At 68.8% G+C, this 17,086-nt stretch carries 15 protein-coding genes; 9 read left to right on the plus strand and 6 right to left on the minus strand.

Annotated features, from left to right (window positions below; translation table 11 throughout):
- Positions 1-5: 5 nt before the first annotated feature.
- Positions 6-956: a carbohydrate ABC transporter permease gene (locus G127AT_RS10385; protein WP_210896629.1), complete on the minus strand. Its 951-nt coding sequence runs from the start codon at positions 954-956 to the stop codon at positions 6-8.
- Positions 943-1,872, minus strand: coding sequence for a carbohydrate ABC transporter permease (locus G127AT_RS10390; RefSeq protein WP_210896631.1), 930 nt, complete (start codon positions 1,870-1,872; stop codon positions 943-945). Before G127AT_RS10390 ends, G127AT_RS10385 begins: the two co-directional genes overlap by 14 nt.
- A gap of 287 nt (positions 1,873-2,159) precedes the next feature.
- Between G127AT_RS10390 and G127AT_RS10395 the strand changes: the two genes are divergently transcribed.
- From G127AT_RS10395 to G127AT_RS10420, 6 genes are all read left to right on the plus strand, one after another.
- Entirely contained in the window at positions 2,160-2,726 is a 567-nt protein-coding gene (locus G127AT_RS10395) for a MarR family winged helix-turn-helix transcriptional regulator (protein ID WP_210896633.1), read from the plus strand.
- Positions 2,723-3,964, plus strand: coding sequence for an MFS transporter (locus G127AT_RS10400; protein WP_210896635.1), 1,242 nt, complete (start codon positions 2,723-2,725; stop codon positions 3,962-3,964). Before G127AT_RS10395 ends, G127AT_RS10400 begins: the two co-directional genes overlap by 4 nt.
- Before the next feature lie 115 nt (positions 3,965-4,079).
- On the plus strand, positions 4,080-4,568 hold the full coding sequence (locus tag G127AT_RS10405) for an FBP domain-containing protein (RefSeq protein WP_210896637.1): 489 nt from the start codon (positions 4,080-4,082) through the stop codon (positions 4,566-4,568).
- Positions 4,569-4,693: 125 nt separating this feature from the next.
- Positions 4,694-6,040, plus strand: a complete 1,347-nt coding sequence (locus tag G127AT_RS10410; protein WP_210896639.1) for an ABC transporter substrate-binding protein — start codon at positions 4,694-4,696, stop codon at positions 6,038-6,040.
- Positions 6,041-6,136: 96 nt separating this feature from the next.
- Positions 6,137-7,105: a carbohydrate ABC transporter permease gene (locus G127AT_RS10415; RefSeq protein WP_210896641.1), complete on the plus strand. Its 969-nt coding sequence runs from the start codon at positions 6,137-6,139 to the stop codon at positions 7,103-7,105.
- On the plus strand, positions 7,102-8,088 hold the full coding sequence (locus tag G127AT_RS10420; RefSeq protein ID WP_210896643.1) for a carbohydrate ABC transporter permease: 987 nt from the start codon (positions 7,102-7,104) through the stop codon (positions 8,086-8,088). Before G127AT_RS10415 ends, G127AT_RS10420 begins: the two co-directional genes overlap by 4 nt.
- Positions 8,089-8,404: 316 nt before the next feature.
- On the opposite strand, the gene G127AT_RS10425 is transcribed toward G127AT_RS10420, so the two are convergent.
- Positions 8,405-9,259: a type IV toxin-antitoxin system AbiEi family antitoxin domain-containing protein gene (locus G127AT_RS10425; RefSeq protein ID WP_210896645.1), complete on the minus strand. Its 855-nt coding sequence runs from the start codon at positions 9,257-9,259 to the stop codon at positions 8,405-8,407.
- Positions 9,260-9,695: 436 nt separating this feature from the next.
- On the opposite strand from G127AT_RS10425, the gene G127AT_RS10430 reads away from it, so the two are divergent.
- Positions 9,696-11,606 (plus strand): ABC transporter ATP-binding protein, encoded by a 1,911-nt coding sequence (locus G127AT_RS10430; RefSeq protein WP_244857526.1) that lies wholly within the window; start codon positions 9,696-9,698, stop codon positions 11,604-11,606.
- A gap of 58 nt (positions 11,607-11,664) precedes the next feature.
- Entirely contained in the window at positions 11,665-12,789 is a 1,125-nt protein-coding gene (gene rlmC, locus G127AT_RS10435; protein WP_210896647.1) for a 23S rRNA (uracil(747)-C(5))-methyltransferase RlmC, read from the plus strand.
- A gap of 486 nt (positions 12,790-13,275) precedes the next feature.
- On the opposite strand, the gene G127AT_RS10440 is transcribed toward rlmC, so the two are convergent.
- Positions 13,276-14,154: an ATP-binding protein gene (locus G127AT_RS10440; protein WP_210896649.1), complete on the minus strand. Its 879-nt coding sequence runs from the start codon at positions 14,152-14,154 to the stop codon at positions 13,276-13,278.
- Positions 14,155-14,282: 128 nt separating this feature from the next.
- Between G127AT_RS10440 and G127AT_RS10445 the strand changes: the two genes are divergently transcribed.
- Positions 14,283-15,688 (plus strand): IS3 family transposase gene (locus G127AT_RS10445; protein WP_425305894.1). Its coding sequence is split into 2 segments (ribosomal slippage): positions 14,283-14,640 and positions 14,640-15,688, totalling 1,407 coding nucleotides; the frame shifts between segments, so codons are not numbered across the junction.
- Here the strand turns inward: G127AT_RS10445 and G127AT_RS10450 are convergent.
- Positions 15,648-16,178, minus strand: coding sequence for an AlbA family DNA-binding domain-containing protein (locus G127AT_RS10450; RefSeq protein WP_210896651.1), 531 nt, complete (start codon positions 16,176-16,178; stop codon positions 15,648-15,650). The two genes, G127AT_RS10445 and G127AT_RS10450, sit on opposite strands and share 41 nt — an antisense overlap.
- A 163-nt stretch (positions 16,179-16,341) precedes the next feature.
- On the minus strand, positions 16,342-17,085 hold the full coding sequence (locus tag G127AT_RS10455) for a DUF305 domain-containing protein (protein ID WP_244857527.1): 744 nt from the start codon (positions 17,083-17,085) through the stop codon (positions 16,342-16,344).
- Position 17,086: the final 1 nt, after the last annotated feature.

Below are 17,086 nucleotides of genomic sequence, written 5' to 3' on the forward strand. Positions count from 1 at the left end.
GCCGGTCACTTGATCCCCGTCGTCGCGATGCCCTTGATGAGGAACCGCTGGCCGAAGAGGAAGACGAGGAAGATCGGGATGAGCGAGACGACGCTCATCGCGAACATCTCGCCGTAGTCGGTGGCGCTCTGCGCGTCCTGGAAGGCGTTCAGGGCCAGCGGCACCGTGTACAGGCCGGGTTTGGTGAGGTAGATGAGCTGGCTGAAGAAGTCGTTCCAGGTCCAGATGAAGGTGAAGATCGTCGTCGTGGCCAGGGCCGGCACCATGAGCGGCAGGATGATCTGCAGGAAGATGCGCGGATGCCCGGCTCCGTCGATGCGGGCGGCCTCGTCGAGTTCGCGCGGGATGCCGCGGATGAACTGCACCATGAGGAACACGAAGAAGGCGTCGGTGGCCAGCAGTTTCGGCACGATGAGCGGCAGGAAGGTGTTCACCCAGCCGAGCTGGCTGAACATGACGTACTGCGGCACGATGATGACGTGGATCGGCAGCATGATGCTGACGAGCATGATCGCGAACCAGATGCGCTTGCCGGTGAACTCGAGCCTCGCGAAGGCGTAGGCGGCCAGCGAGCATGAGACGAGGTTGCCGATGATCGAGCCGAGCACGACGAGGCCCGAGTTCACGAGGTACACGTTGAACGGGTAGCTGAGCGCCTCCCACCCCTCGGTGTAGTTCGAGATCTCGAAACTGTCGAGGATGATGCCCTGCTCGCGGAAGATGATCTCGTTCGGCCGGAGGGAGCTTGCGACCATCCAGATCACCGGGTAGAGCATGAGCACCGCGGCGGCGATGAGGATCGCGTGCCGGATGAGGCTCGTCACGGGCGTGCGGAGCGGATGCCGGCGCGGGGGCCGTTGCGCCACGGCATCCACCGCGGCGTCGTGGGGCCCTGCGGGCGGAGCGGATGCCGGCCGGGCGGTGTTCGCGGGGGCGGCGGGGTCAGTCTTGGTCATCGTAGAACACCCAGAATCTCGAGGCCCAGAAGTTGACGGCGGTGAACGCGGCGATGATGACGAGCAGGAGCCACGCCATCGCGGAGGCGTAGCCCATGTCGAGGTTCGCGAAGCCGCGCTGGTAGAGGTACAGCGTGTAGAAGAGGGTGGAGTCGACCGGGCCGCCGCTGCCGCCCGAGACGATGTAGGCCTGCGTGAACGACTGGAAGGCGCCGATGATCTGCAGGATGAGGTTGAAGAAGATGATCGGCGTGAGCATCGGCATCGTGATGCGCCAGAACTGCTGACGCCGGTTCGCACCGTCGACGGCGGCGGCCTCGTAGTACATGGCGGGGATCTGGCGGAGGCCGGCGAGGAAGATGACCATGGGGGAGCCGAAGGTCCACACGTTCAGCACCATGAGCGTGCCGAGCGCCGTGTCGGGGCTCGAGATCCACCCCTGGCCTTCGATGCCGAACCAGCCGAGCACGGCGTTCACGAGCCCGTCGACGCCGAAGATCTGCCGCCAGAGCATCGCGATGGCCACGCTCGCACCGAGCAGGCTCGGCAGGTAGAACGCGGATCGGTAGAAGGAGAGCCCGCGCAGGCCCCGGTCGAGCACGACGGCGAGCAGGAGCGCGAGGGCCAGCTGCAGCGGCACCGAGATGAAGACGTACTGGAAGGTGACGGCCAGGGATTTCATCAGCCGCTCGTCTTCGAACATGCGCGCGAAGTTGTCGATGCCGGTGAAGCGCGGCGGGCTCAGCAGGTTGTATCGCGTGAACGAGAGCGCGAAGGAGGCCGCCATGGGGCCGAGGGTGATGAGTGCGAGGCCGAGGAACCAGGGCGCGAGGAAGAGGAAGGCGGCACGGTTCTGCTTGCGCTGGCGGCCCGGCGGCTTGCCCTTGAGCGCGCGGAGCTCGCCGAGGGCGCTCATCGGCGGGCCCGTCGATCGGGGCCCGCGGGGCGGGGGGTCGTGGATGGCACGAGTCCTCCAGACATCGTCGTCGCATCGAGCGGAGAGCGTTCGGCCGGGATTGGGAAAGCGCTATCCCATCCGGTGTCCTCGTTTCTACCGCAAGATCGCCCGGCTCCGCAAGCGCTTCGGGCAGATCGCCGCGCCGTGAACGCGCGTTCACGAGAAAGGGCTTTCAGGGACGCGCACGGGCGCCCGAGGGGTCGTGTCGATTCGGCGGATAGATAGCCTGGCTATATAATCGACGGATGCCTCGGACCGACTCCTCCCAGCCCGCCGAAGAGCCGGCCGCCAGGCTCCACCGGCTGCTCGGGGAACTCGTCGCCGTCAACAACCGACTCACGCGCCTGGCCGTCTCGGCCGTGGGGGAGACCGAATCGCCCGCCGTCTGGCGCACCCTCGGCGTGCTGCGCGACCTCGGACCCATGCGCCTCGGCGCCCTCGCCCGCGCCAGCCGCGTCAGCCAGCCCACCATGACCAAGCTCGTGCACACCCTCGACGAACGCGGGTGGATCCGCCGCACCCCCGACCCGGAAGACGCCCGCGCCTGGCTCATCGCCGCCGACCCGAAGGGGCTCGCCGCCGTCGCAGCATGGCGCGAGTCCGTCGCCACGGCCCTCGCCCCCCGCTTCGCCGGGCTCGCCGAGGCCGACCTCGACGCCCTCGACCGCGCCGTCGCCATCGTGCACGAACGCGCCGGCCTCGGCGAGGTCTCCGGCGAGGGGCGCACGCCGGCATCCGCCGCGGAACCGGCATCCGCCCCCGAATCGTCCGTATCCGAACCCGAACACCCCCAGGAGCACCCCGCCGAATGAGTACCGCGCACGACACCGGATCCATCCTCAAGCAGCCGAAGGCGGTGTGGGCCGTCGCCTTCGCCGCCGTCGTCTCGTTCATGGGCATCGGCCTCGTCGACCCGATCCTGCCCGCCATCGCCCGCGACCTGCACGCGAGCCCCGTCGAGACGCAACTGCTGTTCACGACCTACCTCGCCGTCACCGGCCTCGCGATGTTCTTCACGAGCTGGCTGTCGACCCGCATCGGCGCCAAGCGCACCCTGCTCATCGGCCTCGCCGTCATCGTCGTCTTCGCCGCCCTCGCGGGCCTTGCCGGCTCCGTCTACGGCGTCATCGGCTTCCGCGCCGGCTGGGGCCTCGGCAACGCCCTCTTCATCTCCACCGCGCTCGCGACCATCGTCGGCGCGGCATCCGGCGGCGCGGCATCCGCGATCATCCTCTACGAAGCCGCCCTCGGCCTCGGCATCGCGATCGGGCCGCTGCTCGGCGGGCTCCTCGGCTCCGTGTCGTGGAAGGCGCCGTTCTTCGGCACCGCCGGCCTCATGGCGATCGGCTTCATCGCGATCGTCGTGATGCTGCAGAAGGAGCCCGAGCGCCCCGAACCCACCAAGCTCTCCGCCCCCTTCAAAGCCCTCGCCACCCCCGGGCTCGGCGTCATGGCCGGCACCGCGATCTTCTACAACATGGGCTTCTTCGTGCTGCTGGCCTACACGCCCTTCGCCCTCGAAGCGCTCGGCATGGGCTCGGCCATCACCCTCGGGCTCATCTTCTTCGGCTGGGGCGTCGCGCTCGCCGTCACCTCGGTGTGGGCCGCGCCGTGGCTGACCGCCAGGATGCGGCGCACCACGGTGCTCCGCATCGTGCTGCCGCTGCTCGCCGTCGTCCTGCTCGGCGCCGCCCTGCTCGTGAACTCGGTCGTCGGGCTCATCGTCTGCGTCATCGTCGGCGGCCTGCTCCTCGGCATCCTGAACACCGTGCTCACCGAATGCTCGATGGAGGCGACGGATCTGCCCCGCCCCGTCGCATCCTCCGCCTACTCCGGCGTGCGCTTCATCGGCGGCGCGATCGCCCCGCCGCTGTCGACCTGGATCGGCGCGCAGTTCGGCGGCGCCTGGCCGTTCGTCTTCGGCGCAGCCGTCGTCGTCGTCGCATTCCTCGTCGTCACGATCGGCCGCAAGGCGCTCGTGCGCGCCGACGCCGCCGAAGAGCACACCGAGGAGGTCGGCGAGGCGATCGCCCTCGGCGACGCCGCCTGACCCCGATCCCGATCCCTTCCCGTTCCGGGGGTCGTATCCCGCCACCTTTCCGCGGTTTCCGCGATTCGGATGGCGGGATACGACCCCCGGAATGATCCGACTACCCTGGAGCACCATGCGCGCACTCACCGAAACCGACATCCGCGGCTCGTTCGTGAACGCATCGCGAAAAGAGATCGCCGACCTCGCCCTGCCGCTCGACTTCGCCGAGACCGACTGGGCCTCGCGCGACTTCTACGGCTGGCGCGACCGCAAGGCGCCCATGCGCGGCGCCGTCGTCGTCGAACTCGGCGACCGGCTCGTGGGCGTCTCGCTCCGCCGCGCCGACGCGAAACCCCGCACCCGCGCCCAGTGCTCCTGGTGCCAGGACGTCGAGCTGACCCGCGAGGTCGTCTTCTACGCAGCCAAGCGGGCCGGGGATGCCGGGCGCCGCGGCGATACCGTCGGCACGCTCGTCTGCGCCGACTTCGGCTGCCCGGCGAACGTGCGACGCAACCCCTCGGTCGCCTACGTCGGCTTCGACGTCGAGGCGGCGCGCGGTGCGCGCATCGAGGGCCTCGCCGAGCGCGTGCGCGGCTTCGCGGCCTCCGTGCTGGGGGAGTAGGCCCGCGGCGGATCGTTCCCGTCCCGTGACCCGGCGTGTCTTGTGAGCGCTCCCTCGGCGACGTAGCGTTGGAAAACGGGGACCGGGTCCGGATGCGGATCCGCATGACTCGACGAGGAGATGACATGAAACTCACACGGCATCGCCGATGGATCGTGCCGGCGGCCGCCGTCGCGGCCCTCGGCCTCACGCTCACGGCCTGCACGGGCGACATCGCCGCCGACGACGCGGCCGACGTCGACTGCGGGCCTTACGAGGAATACGGCACATTCGAGGGCGAGACCGTCACGATCGGCGGAACGATCCAGGACGTCGAGGCCGACCGGCTCATCGAGTCCTGGAAGGACTTCGAGAGCTGCACCGGCATCACCATCGACTATCAGGGCTCGAAGGAGTTCGAGGCGCAGATCGCCGTGCAGGCCGAGGGCGGCAACGCCCCCGACATCGGCATCGTCCCGCAGCCGGGCCTCCTGCAGCGCCTCGCCGCGGGCGACTGGCTCGTGCCGGCGTCCGAGGCCGTCGAGGCCAACGCCGACGAATTCTGGTCCGAAGACTGGAAGACCTACGGCACGGTCGACGACACCTTCTACGCCGCACCGCTCATGGCGAGCGTCAAGGGCTTCATCTGGTACTCGCCGACCGAGTTCGAGGAGAACGGATACGAGGTTCCGACGACCCTCGACGAGCTGAACGCCCTCGCCGACCAGATCGCCGCCGACAGCGGCCGGCAGCCCTGGTGCGCCGGCATGGGCTCCGGCGACGCGACCGGTTGGCCCGGCACCGACTGGATCGAGGACTATGTGCTCCGCCAGGCGGGCGCCGACTTCTACGACCAGTGGGTGACGCACGAAGTGCCGTTCAACTCGCCCGAGGTCGTCACCGCCTTCGACACCGTCGGCGACGTGCTGAAGAACCCGGAGATGGTCAACGGCGGCCTCGGCGACGTGTCCACCGTCATCTCCACCGAGTTCGGCGACGCCGGTCTGCCGATCCTCGACGGCGAATGCTCGCTGCACCACCAGGCCTCCTTCTACGAGGGCTTCTGGCCCGAGGGCACGGAGGTGGCCGAGGACGGCGACGTGTATGCGTTCCTGCTGCCGCCGGTGAACGCCGACGACCCGCAGGCTGTCACGGGCGGCGGCGAGTTCCCCGTCGCGTTCACCGATTCCGAGACGGTCGAAGCCGTGCGCGCCTACCTCTCCAGCGACACCTGGGCGAACAACCGGGTGGAGCTCGGCGGCGTCATCAGCGCGAACTCGGGCCTGGACCCCGAGGTCGCCTCCAGCGAGGTGCTGAAGCAGTCGATCGAGATCCTGCAGGACGAGAACACCACCTTCCGCTTCGACGGCTCCGACCTCATGCCGGGCGCCGTGGGCAGCGACTCGTTCTGGAAGGGCATCATCAACTGGCTCGGCGGCGAGTCGACCCAGCAGACGGTCGACACGATCGAATCCAGCTGGCCGAAAGACTAGGCCGCACACGCCCGAACGGGCATGATCGAGGGGCGGGGCCGGTTTCGGTCCCGCCCCTCGACGGGCCCGATCCATCGTCGCAATCGGGAGGCGCGCATGACCACCGCCGATCTCATCGGCAAGATCCTGCAGATCCTCATGGGTCTCGCGGTGTTCGCCGCGATCATCGGGCTCATCATCTTCTTCATCGACAAGGCGCCGAAGAAGGGCCGCGACTACTGGCAGCTCGTCGGCTTCCTCGCCCCGGCGATGGTGCTGCTCGCCTTCGGCCTCATCTACCCGGCCGTGCGCACCGCGCTCCTCGCGTTCCAGAACGGCGACGGCGAGTTCACCTTCGACCACTTCGTGTGGATGTTCACGCAACCGGCCGCGATCCGCACCCTGATCAACACGATCATCTGGGTCGTGCTCGTGCCGACGGTCTCGACGATCGTGGGCCTGGCGTATTCGGTCTTCATCGACAAGTCCCGCGGCGAGAAGTACTACAAGGCGCTCGTGTTCATGCCGATGGCGATCTCCTTCGTCGGCGCCGGCATCATCTGGAAGTTCGTCTACGAGTACCGCTCGGGCGGCCGTGAGCAGATCGGCCTGCTGAACGCGATCGTGGTCGCCTTCGGCGGCGAGCCCGTGCAGTGGATCCAGACCGACCCCGTCAACACCTTCCTGCTGATCATCGTCATGATCTGGATCCAGACCGGGTTCGCGATGGTCGTGCTCTCGGCGGCGATCAAGGGCATCCCGACCGAACAGCTCGAGGCCGCCGAGCTCGACGGCACGAACGCGTGGCAGCGCTTCCGCAACGTCACCCTGCCGGGCATCCAGGGCTCCCTCGTCGTCGTCGTCACGACGATCTCGATCGCCACACTCAAGGTCTTCGACATCGTCCGCACCATGACCGCCGGCAACTTCAACACCTCGGTCGTGGCGAACGAGATGTATACGCAGGCATTCCGCGCGAGCGAATACGGGCGGGGCGCAGCGCTCGCGCTGATCCTCTTCGTGCTCGTGCTGCCGATCGTGGTCTACAACGTCAGAGTGCTCCGCAAGCAGAGGGAGATCCGATGAGCGACGACATCGTCGACCTGCCGACGCCGGGCACCCGGGGCGGGAGCGACACGGCATCCATCGTCGCGCAGGGTTCGAAGACGCACCGCGTCAAGCGCCGTCTCACCTCCCGCACCGCCACGGTCGTCTCCCTCGTCATCGCCGTGATCTGGACGATCCCGACCTTCGGCCTGCTCGTCTCCTCGTTCCGGCCCGCCGAGCAGATCCAGTCGACCGGCTGGTGGACGGTCTTCCAGAACTGGGGCTGGACCCTCGACAACTACGCCGAGGTGCTGTTCTCGCCCTCGCAGTCGTCGCCGCAGCTCGGCGCGTACTTCGTGAACTCGCTCGCCATCGCGATCCCGGCGACCCTGTTCCCGCTGGTGATCGCCTGCATGGCCGCGTACGCCTTCGCGTGGATCAAGTTCAAGGGCGCCGGCGCCCTGTTCGTGTTCGTGTTCGCGCTGCAGATCGTGCCGCTGCAGATGGCGCTCATCCCGCTGCTGCAGATCTTCACCGCGTGGCTGCGGCCCATGCAGGCGTGGCTGCACGACATCGTGCCGATCATCCCCGAGCAGAACTACCTGCCGGTGTGGATCGCGCACACGATCTTCGCGCTGCCGCTCGCGATCTTCCTGCTGCACAACTTCATCTCCGAGATCCCGACCGACGTCATCGAGGCCGCCCGCGTCGACGGCGCCACGCACGGGCAGATCTTCTTCCGCATCGTGCTGCCGCTGTCGATCCCGGCGATCGCCTCGTTCGCCATCTTCCAGTTCCTGTGGGTGTGGAACGACCTGCTGGTCGCCCTGATCTTCTCGGGCGGCACGCAGGACGTCGCGCCGCTCACCCAGCGATTGGCGGAGCTCACCGGCACCCGCGGGCAGGACTGGGAGCGCCTCACGGCCGCCGCCTTCGTCTCCCTCATCATCCCCCTCATCGTCTTCTTCAGCCTGCAGAGATACTTCGTGCGCGGCCTTCTGGCCGGTTCCACGAAGGGTTGAGCCGGGTGGATGCCGGCGCGCGCTGCATCCACCGGCGCGCGCCGCATCCCGGTGCGCGCTGCATCCACCGGCGCGCGCCGCATCCCGGTGCGCGCTGCATCCACCGGTGCTCGCCGCATCCGCATCCACCGGTGCTCGCCGCATCCCGGTGCGCCTTGCATCCCGTGCGCCCCGTTCCCTGCGCAATGCAGGAACGCACCCGTGTCGCGGCCGGTTCCGCCGCATGGCCGGGGGCGACACGCCGTGCGCGTTCCTGCATTGCGCAGAGCCGAGGGGTGGATGCCGGGGTGCGCCCATCGCGGTGACCGCGGCCGTCTCAGGCCGGCGCCCGGCCGGCGCCGTCGAGCGAGGCGCGCACGGCCGCGATGACGAGGTACCAGGAATCCATCACCGTGCGGTAGTCGAAGCGCAGCACCCGGTACCCCATCGCGGTGAGCATGGCATCCCGTCGGCGGTCCTCGGCGTACTGCTCGGCCGTGCGATGCGTCGAACCGTCCCATTCGACGACGAGCCAGCCGTCGATGACGAGGTCGACACGGCCGACGCCGGCGATCTCGACCTGATGCCGGCCGCGGATGCCGCACCGTTCGAGCCGGACGCGGCCGATCGTCTCGAGGAAGCTGTGGCAGAGGGCCTCGAGCTCGGGAAGGGCGGCGCGGATGTGCGGCGGCAGCTTCGACATCCACTGTTCGAGCAGGACGTCACGCCCGCGCCCCTGAGCGAGGAAGGAATCGAACGCGGCGGCGGTGTGCTCGGGGCTCGCGCAGCGGGCGATCTGCATGAGCGTTTCGAACCATGAGGTGACGAGGCGCGTGCTGCGCTCCGTCGTGCTCCAGTGCACGACGGTGCCCGGCGGTTCGTCGGCGCGGCGCAGGCGGGATGCAGTGGCCGGCACGGTCACGTGCAGTCCGTGGTGTTCGGGCGTCGCCCATCCGTGGTGGGCGGCGGCGGAGACGCAGCCGAGCCGGCCGCCGATGCGGATCGCCTCGCGGATGCCGGGGTCGAGGGCGGGCAGCGCGTACCACCCGCGGCGGATGCGTTCGATGTCGCCTGCGTGCATCGCCGCGGCGAGGGCGGAGCGGTCGACGCCGAGCGCACGGAGCTCCGCGGTCGTGGCCGCGCCGTCGAGGCGTCGCAGGGCGTGACGGGGCGGGATTCGGGTGTGGGCCATGCGGAGATCTTCGGGCCCGCGGGGGCCTCGGATCGGCTGCGGCGAGAATCTGTGGATTCGGCGGCGGCTCAGGATGCCGGTGGAGGAGACGTCGCGGGGCGGCGGAGCGGATGCCGGTCGGCAGCGGGGACCCCTTCGAGCTCCTCCGGGTTCCCCCGGATTCGTCCGCGGTTCTCGGGGCGCCTTCTGCGCAATGCAGGAACGCGCACGGCGTGTCGGGCTCGCCATGCGGCGGGAGGGGTCGCGACACGGGTGCGTTCCTGCATTGCGCAGGAGTGGATGCGCGGGGGTGGATGCGCAGGGTGGGTGCGGCGGGGTGGATGCGCAGGAGCGGGTGCGCGGGGGCGGGTGCGGCGGGGTGGATGCGCAGGGGGTGGATGGGGCGGAGCGGATGCCCGGGCGCCGGTGGATGCGGTGCGCGGCGTAGGGTGAGGGCATGAGCATGGGCGGCGGTGGGGGCCGCGCGGCGCGTGCCGCAGGGGTGCCGCCGGGCGGCGGGCACGGCGGCGGGCGCGGGCGTGTCGGGGCGGCCGACGAGGACGCGCAGCGTGCGCTGAACGCCGAGGCGCCGAAGATCCCGAACCTGCTCGGGCGTATCGCCGGGCTGTTCCGGGCCCACCGGGGGCCGCTCATCACGGTCGTGGTGCTCGTGCTCGTCGGTGCGGCGCTCAGCGTGGTGCCGCCGCTGCTCACGCAGCGCGCCTTCGACGACGGGCTCTTCCCCGAGACCGGGCCGGATCTGCCGGTGCTCGGCGGCCTGGTCGCGGCGATGATCGTGGTGTTCGTCGTGTCGGCGCTCATCGGCGTGTGGCAGACGTGGCTGACCTCGCGCATCGGCAACCGGGTGATGGGCGAGCTCAGGGTGCGGCTGTTCACGCATCTGCAGGCGATGGAGCTGAGCTTCTTCACCCGCACGAAGACGGGCGTCATCCAGTCGCGGCTGCAGAACGACGTCGGCGGGGTCGCGAACGTGCTGACGAACACGGTGTCGAGCGTGCTCGGCAACACCGTGACGGTGATCTCGGCGTTCGTGGCGATGGTGCTCCTGAACTGGCAGCTGACCCTGATCGCGGTCGTGCTGATGCCGTTCATGGTGATCGCCCAGCGCAGGGTGGGGCAGGTGCGGGCTCGCATCGCGGCGAAGACGCAGGAGTCCTTGTCGGAGATGACGGCGATCACGCAGGAGACGCTGTCGGTCTCGGGCATCCTGCTGTCGAAGTCGTTCAGCCGCCAGCAGTCGGAGATCGACCGCTACGCCGACGAGAACCGGAACCAGATCCGTCTGCAGGTCAAGCAGCAGATGACCGGGCAGTGGTTCTTCGCGATGGTGAACATCTTCCTGTCGTCGATCCCGGCGATCGTGTACCTCTTGTCGGGCTGGCTGATCACGGGCGGGGCGACGGATGTCACGGCGGGCACGATCGTCGCGTTCACGACCGTGCAGGGCCGGCTGCTGTTCCCGCTGATGGGCCTGATGCGGGTCGCCCTCGACCTGCAGACCTCGGGGGCGCTGTTCGCGCGCATCTTCGAGTACCTCGATCTGAAGCCCGCGATCACGGACGCGTCGGATGCGGTGGATGTGCCGCCCGGCGCCCCGGTCGGCCGCATCGAGTTCGACCACGTCTCGTTCCGTTATCCCGATGCCGAGGCGGATGCCCGGCCGACCCTCGACGACGTGTCGTTCACCGTGGAGCCGGGGCAGTTCGCGGCGTTCGTGGGGCCGAGCGGGGCGGGCAAGACGACGGTGTCGTACCTCGTGCCGAGGCTGTACGAGGCGTCGAGCGGATCGGTGCGGTTCGCCGGCGTGGACGTGCGGGACCTCAGGCGCGAGTCGCTCATGGAGCACATCGGCATCGTGAGCCAGGAGACCTACCTCTTCCACGCATCCATCGCCGAGAATCTGCGGTACGCGAAACCCGACGCGAGCGATGCCGAGCTCGAGGCGGCGGCACGGGCGGCGAACATCCACGAGACGATAGCCTCGTTCCCCGATGGCTACGACACCCTCGTCGGCGAACGCGGGTACCGGCTCTCGGGCGGCGAGAAGCAGCGGATCGCGATCGCGCGGGTGCTGCTGAAGGACCCGGAGGTGCTCGTGCTCGACGAGGCGACGAGCGCCCTCGACACGATCTCGGAGCGCGTCGTGCAGTCCGCGATCGACGACGCGTCGAAGGGGCGGACGACGATCGCGATCGCCCACCGGCTGACGACGGTGATCGCCGCGGACGTGATCTTCGTGATCGTGGCGGGGCGGATCACCGAGCGCGGCACGCATGCGGACCTCCTCGCGGCCGGCGGCGTGTACGCGAGCCTGTACGCGCAGCAGGCCGAGCAGCCCGCCGACTGAACGGCGGGGTGGATGCCCGGGCGCGCCGTCAGGGGCGCCCGCGTACACTGGCGGGGCCATGCAGTGCGCCTATTTCGATGCGGGGGAGTGCCGTTCGTGCACCCTCATGGGCGTGCCGTACCCGGAGCAGCTCCGGGGCAAGGAGGAGGCGCTGCGCGGGCTGCTCGCGGCGCATGAGGGCATCCACTGGCTGCCGACCGTCGCGAGCCGCGAATCCGGCTACCGCAACAAGGCGAAGATGGTGATCGGCGGCACGATCGAGGCGCCGACGATCGGCCTGCTCGGGCCGGGCGCCCGCGGCGTCGACATCCGCGAGTGCGGGATCTGCGAACCCGGCCTCGTCGACGTGTTCCCGGCGCTCGCGCGCTTCATCGGCCTCGCCCGCCTCGAACCCTACGATGTGCCGGCCCGCCGCGGCGAGCTGAAGGCGGTGCTCGTCACCGAGTCGGCCGTCGGCGAACTCATGCTGCGCTTCGTGCTGCGCTCCGAGGAAGCCCTCGCCCGCATCCGCAAGCACCTCCCGGCGCTGCTCGCGGAGGTGCCGCGGCTCGCGGTCGTCACCGTGAACCTGCAGCCGAAGCCCGCCGCGATCCTCGAGGGGGAGCGCGAGATCGTCCTCACCGAGTCGAGTCTGCTGCGGATGCCGGTCGGCGGCCTCGACCTCGCGCTCCGGCCGCAGGGCTTCTTCCAGACGAACACGGCGATCGCCGAGGCGCTGTACGGGCAGGCGGCCGAGTGGGCGGGCGAGCTCGACCCGGCGAGCGTGTGGGACCTCTACAGCGGGGTCGGCGGGTTCGCGCTCGCCACCGCGGACGGACGCCGCGAGGTCCTCGGCATCGAGGTCAGCGCGGACGCGGTCGAGGCGGCCCGGGCGGCCGCCCGCGAGGCCGGTCTCGAGCGGGTGCGCTTCGAGGCGGGCGATGCGACGGAGTTCGCGGAGCAGGCGGCATCCGCCCCCGAACTCGTCATCGTGAACCCGCCGCGTCGCGGCATCGGGCCGCGCCTGGCGGCCTGGCTCGAAGCATCCACCGCACGCTACGTCGTCTACTCGAGCTGCAACGCCGAAACGCTCGCGAGCGACCTCGCGGCGATGCCGTCGCTCGTGCCGACGCGGGTGCGGATGCTCGACATGTTCCCGCAGACCGCCCACTTCGAGGCGATCGCGCTGCTCGAACGCGCCTGAGCGCTACCCGCGCTCGGCGTGACTGCGGTCGAACGCGGCCTCTCCTGGGCCGACGACGGCGGTTGCGGTCGCAGGCCCGTCCTGAGGCAGGAGAGGCTCGGGAATACCGCCCAGGTCAAGTGATCGGTTTGGTTGCGGCCGGAACGAAATACCGTCGATGTCGACTCTGCGGAGCGGCCGTCGCTTCGACCCATCCGTCGTCGACGAGTCGGCGCAGGCGCACTCTCAACGCACCGACTGAATAGCCGCTCCACTCAGAAATCTCATGGATGCTCTGCGGCTCGGTACTCGACAACCCACGGATGATCTCCGCGTCCGCACCGCGGGGAAGCGGTGATCCAGTGGCGGTGACATACGCTCCGCCGCCGATCCCCCGGAGGATGCCTTCGCTGCGCAGTTTCGCGAGGATCTGCCTTGCCTCGTCCGAGTCAATCCGGAGTGCTTCGCGCAGGCTCTCTACCGAGACTCGTCCTTCACGGCGCGAAATCAGTAGTGCGGTGTCTTCGTCGGAGAGAGCTCTCGATCTGCCAACGCACGAAGCCATGCGCGATGCTCGGGAATCTCTGCGCCGTGACGCCTGAGTGTGACCTTGACCTGATCTGCAGAAGCCGTGAAAAGCGGCCGATCGAGGGCATGCGCCTCCATCTCGGTGAACATCGAGCGCACCCCGCCACCCTGTCCTTCTACGGTGAATCCGGATTGTCCGCGCGGAGAAACGTGCTGCATGAGCGGCAGGAGCACCTGGTTCCTGCATCGGGAGGTCCCGTCGTCGAGATTGTCGGTGGTCTTCCCGCCCCAGAGCCCACCGGGGTTCGTGACCTCGACCCGGTCCGAGAAGACATCGACCGAGACCGGCTGGCCGAGGAAGATCGGAGAGTATTCGCGATGCAGTACTGCGTTCGCGATCGCTTCACGAATGACCGCGACAGGAATCTCGGGGACATCGTGTCGTGTGGCTCCATCAACGGTCGAGTACGTTCGCAGATTCCGGACGACCGCATTGACGGCGTCTTCGACGACGTCGGCGAGCATGCCGACGCACTCCGCGCGGTCGAGGAAGCGGAGTGCTGTGCCGGTGGCCGACTTCTCCCTCCCCGGGTGCGTCGTGACATCGACGAGAAGCCTGGGGAAGAATTGCTGGGGGTAGTGCCCAGTCGCAAGCAGACCTGCGAGCCGGACGCCTCCGCGCTTATCGACCACGTTCAGCCGTGCGAGTTGCTCGCGGCGGGTGACTGCACCGTGGAGGACCTTGGAAGCGGACCGCCGTGCAATGAGTTCGTCCAGCACTTGCCTGTCGAGATCGCTCTCCTCCGCATCCGGCACGATCCGGCGGTCGGCGCCCGAGGGTACCAGCTCGTGCTGCAACCCTGCGTGTCAGGGTTGGGTGAGTCCACCGGTTCATAGCAAGTTCGCCTGCGGGGCGTGAAGGATCACCCAATCTGATGAGTTCGAGTTCTCTGGCCACGGTTCCCGCGGCCACCGATGATGGAGTGGTGTCTGCCCCGTCGAATCCTGCCGGTCGCGCCCGTCGCCGTACGTTCACGCCGGCGCAGAAGCTGAAGTACCTGTCCGAGTATGAGACCGCGTGCGAGACCGGTGGGGGGAACGCGTTCCTGCGGGGCGAGGGCCTGTACTCGTCGTTGATCTCGGAATGGCGCAAGCAGCGCGACGCGGGTCTTCTCGAAGGCAAGCAGCCCGGCGAGGCGGTGGGGCGGCCCTCGCGTGAGCAGGCCGAGATCGCGGCGCTGCGCCGGCAACTCGCGAAAGCGGAACAGAAACTCGCGACGACCGAGATGGCGTTGCAGATCATGGGAAAAGCACACGCGCTCTTGGAACAGCTCTCCGAGAGCGCGGACACCGACCCGACGCCGAAACGCCGCTGATGGACGCGTACCGGGAGCTGGCCTTGGCTGGCACGCCGACCCGGGATGCGGCTGCACTGACCGGGGTTCCACGGGCGAGCGCGGTTCGACGGACTGGTCGTGAGCGGCGCCCTGACCGGGAGCCTCCGCTGCCGCGTCCGGCGCCGGCGAACAAGCTCGACTGCGACGAGCGGGCCCGCGTGCTCGCGGTGCTCAACAGCGACGAGTTCGTCGATAAGCCGCCGTTGCAGGTCTACGCGATCCTCCTCGAACAAGGCCAGTACATCGGCTCGGTCTCGACGATGTACCGGGTACTGCGGGAGAACACGCAGGTGCGGGAACGGCGACGGCTTGCCACACACCCGCCGCGGAAGATCCCGGAGCTGATCGCGACCGGGCCCGGGCAGGTGTACTCGTGGGACATCACGAAACTCGCCGGCCCCGTGAAAGGCGTCTACTACGACGCGTACGTGATGATCGACATCTTTTCCCGGTACATCGTCGGCGCGATCGTGCATGCCACCGAGGACGGCATCCTCGCGAAAGAGATGATGCTGGACGCGTTCGGGATCCACGGCACCCCGCAGGTCGTGCACTCCGATGGTGGCCCGTCGATGACCTCGAAGACCGTGACCACGCTGCTGTCCGATCTCGGTGTCACGAAGTCGAGGTCGCGCCCGCACGTCAGCAACGACAACCCGTACTCCGAGGCACTGTTCAAGACGATGAAATACCTGCCCGACTTCCCCGAACGATTCAGTTCCCTCACCGCGGCCCGCGAGTTCCTGGACGAATTCGTCAACGCGTACAACCACCATCACCGGCACACCGGGATCGGGATGCACACCCCCGCCGACGTCCACTACGGCCACGCGGACGCCATCGACCGTGACCGTGACACCGCGCTCGATCAGGCCCGCCGCGCGCACCCCGAACGCTTCGGCACCCGCGCTCAGACCCGCCCGAAGATCCTCGACCGCGACCCAGCCGCCTGGATCAACCAGCCACCAGCGGACGAGCTCCAACTCGCCGCATAACACCCACCGGCCTCATCCGCCTTGACAAATTCCGCAACTCGAAGACCTCGGCCGCCGAGAGCTTGATGTCTTTGTCGTCGATCCGTTTGTATGCGCCACCCGGCAATCCTTTGGCGGTGACGAAGCATGGTCTATTGCCCGGTGCGTTCGCTGCGATGGTGATGAGGAGAACGGGTTGCTCGTCGACCGTTTCTCGGATCATCCCATAGGCGGGAGGGTTGCTGATCTTCGCTCCTGTCGCACCGCCGTCGCCGATGCCTTCGACGAACTGATCGCGTACCCCGTCGATGTCGAACCCCTGGGCCGGACGGAATCCGTCTTGTTCGGACAGGCCGAGGATGATGTGCCCGCCTGCTGTGTTGGCGAATGCACTCACACTGTCCCAGATGTCGGAACTCAGCTTCCTGGCGCTGGTTTTGACCTCAACGAGTGCGTCGTCGGTTCCCTGCGCACGTATGCGGTCGATCGTTTCGCTGAAACTGGTGTCCATCAGTGCTCCTCACTTCGCTCAGTGAACATCACTAGCGATCAGTGTATGTCACTGTTGTTCAGTGTGGTGCAGTCTTCGTCAGTCGATCCCTATCCGGCAGTCGCTTGCGGAAGCCTGCGAAGATCCTCCACGGTCAGCCCGTCCGTTCGGACACGGCCTCGGTTCAGCCGCGCTCGGCGAGCATGTCCTCCATGAGGGCGATCTCGGCCAGCTGGCTCGTGACGACGGCGCGGGCGAAGGCGGTGACCGTGGGGCGGTCGCCGATGTCGAGGTAGGCCTCGGCCATCTCGAGGGCGCCGCGGTGGTGGGCGATCATGAGCTCGAGGAAGAGACGCTCCGCGTCGATGCCGGATGCGTTCCGCAACTCTTCGAGTTCGGCGGGCGTCGCCATGCCGGGCATGAGGGCACCGCCCGGCGACGCGGGCGTGCCGCCGTGCTCGTGACCGCCCTCGGCCATCCACGTCATCGGCGGTTCGGAGCCGGCCTGCGGCAGCCCCCATTCGGCGAGCCAGCCGTACATCTGCCCCGACTGCTGCGATTGGGTGCGGGCGATGTCGTAGGCGAGCAGGCGCACTGCCTCGTCGTCGGTGCGGTCGCGGACGATGAACGCCATCTCGACGCCCTGATCGTGGTGGACCTGCATGTCGCGGGCGAAACCGGCCTCGGCGCTCGTGCCCGACGGCGGGGCGTCGACGGTCGCGGTGAGCCGGCCGAGCGAAAAGGCCACGAGGGTGGCGGCGACGACCGCGACGAGCGCGACCACGGCGACGAGGGCCCGCCCGCGGCGGTCGGGCGCCGGATGCGGGGCGCCCGCGGCATCCACTGCGGCCTCGGCGTGCGTGCCGGCGACCCCGGCGCCCGCAGCATCCGTGCCGGCGGCCCCCGCGCCCGCGGCCTCGGGCGTCACC

The sequence above is a fragment of the Agromyces archimandritae genome (genome assembly GCF_018024495.1).
GTDB classification, from domain to species: domain Bacteria; phylum Actinomycetota; class Actinomycetes; order Actinomycetales; family Microbacteriaceae; genus Agromyces; species Agromyces archimandritae.

What these genes read in the sequence shown, in the direction of transcription:
- G127AT_RS10415 (WP_210896641.1), top strand. Translation starts at nt 6,137, where the DNA reads ATGACCACCGCCGATCTCATCGGCAAGATCCTGCAGATCCTCATGGGT.
- G127AT_RS10450 (WP_210896651.1), bottom strand. Translation starts at nt 16,178, where the DNA reads ATGGACACCAGTTTCAGCGAAACGATCGACCGCATACGTGCGCAGGGA.
- G127AT_RS10420 (WP_210896643.1), top strand. Translation starts at nt 7,102, where the DNA reads ATGAGCGACGACATCGTCGACCTGCCGACGCCGGGCACCCGGGGCGGG.
- G127AT_RS10410 (WP_210896639.1), top strand. Translation starts at nt 4,694, where the DNA reads ATGAAACTCACACGGCATCGCCGATGGATCGTGCCGGCGGCCGCCGTC.
- G127AT_RS10405 (WP_210896637.1), top strand. Translation starts at nt 4,080, where the DNA reads ATGCGCGCACTCACCGAAACCGACATCCGCGGCTCGTTCGTGAACGCA.
- G127AT_RS10400 (WP_210896635.1), top strand. Translation starts at nt 2,723, where the DNA reads ATGAGTACCGCGCACGACACCGGATCCATCCTCAAGCAGCCGAAGGCG.
- G127AT_RS10395 (WP_210896633.1), top strand. Translation starts at nt 2,160, where the DNA reads ATGCCTCGGACCGACTCCTCCCAGCCCGCCGAAGAGCCGGCCGCCAGG.
- G127AT_RS10425 (WP_210896645.1), bottom strand. Translation starts at nt 9,259, where the DNA reads ATGGCCCACACCCGAATCCCGCCCCGTCACGCCCTGCGACGCCTCGAC.
- G127AT_RS10390 (WP_210896631.1), bottom strand. Translation starts at nt 1,872, where the DNA reads ATGAGCGCCCTCGGCGAGCTCCGCGCGCTCAAGGGCAAGCCGCCGGGC.
- G127AT_RS10385 (WP_210896629.1), bottom strand. Translation starts at nt 956, where the DNA reads ATGACCAAGACTGACCCCGCCGCCCCCGCGAACACCGCCCGGCCGGCA.
- G127AT_RS10430 (WP_244857526.1), top strand. Translation starts at nt 9,696, where the DNA reads ATGAGCATGGGCGGCGGTGGGGGCCGCGCGGCGCGTGCCGCAGGGGTG.
- rlmC (WP_210896647.1), top strand. Translation starts at nt 11,665, where the DNA reads ATGCAGTGCGCCTATTTCGATGCGGGGGAGTGCCGTTCGTGCACCCTC.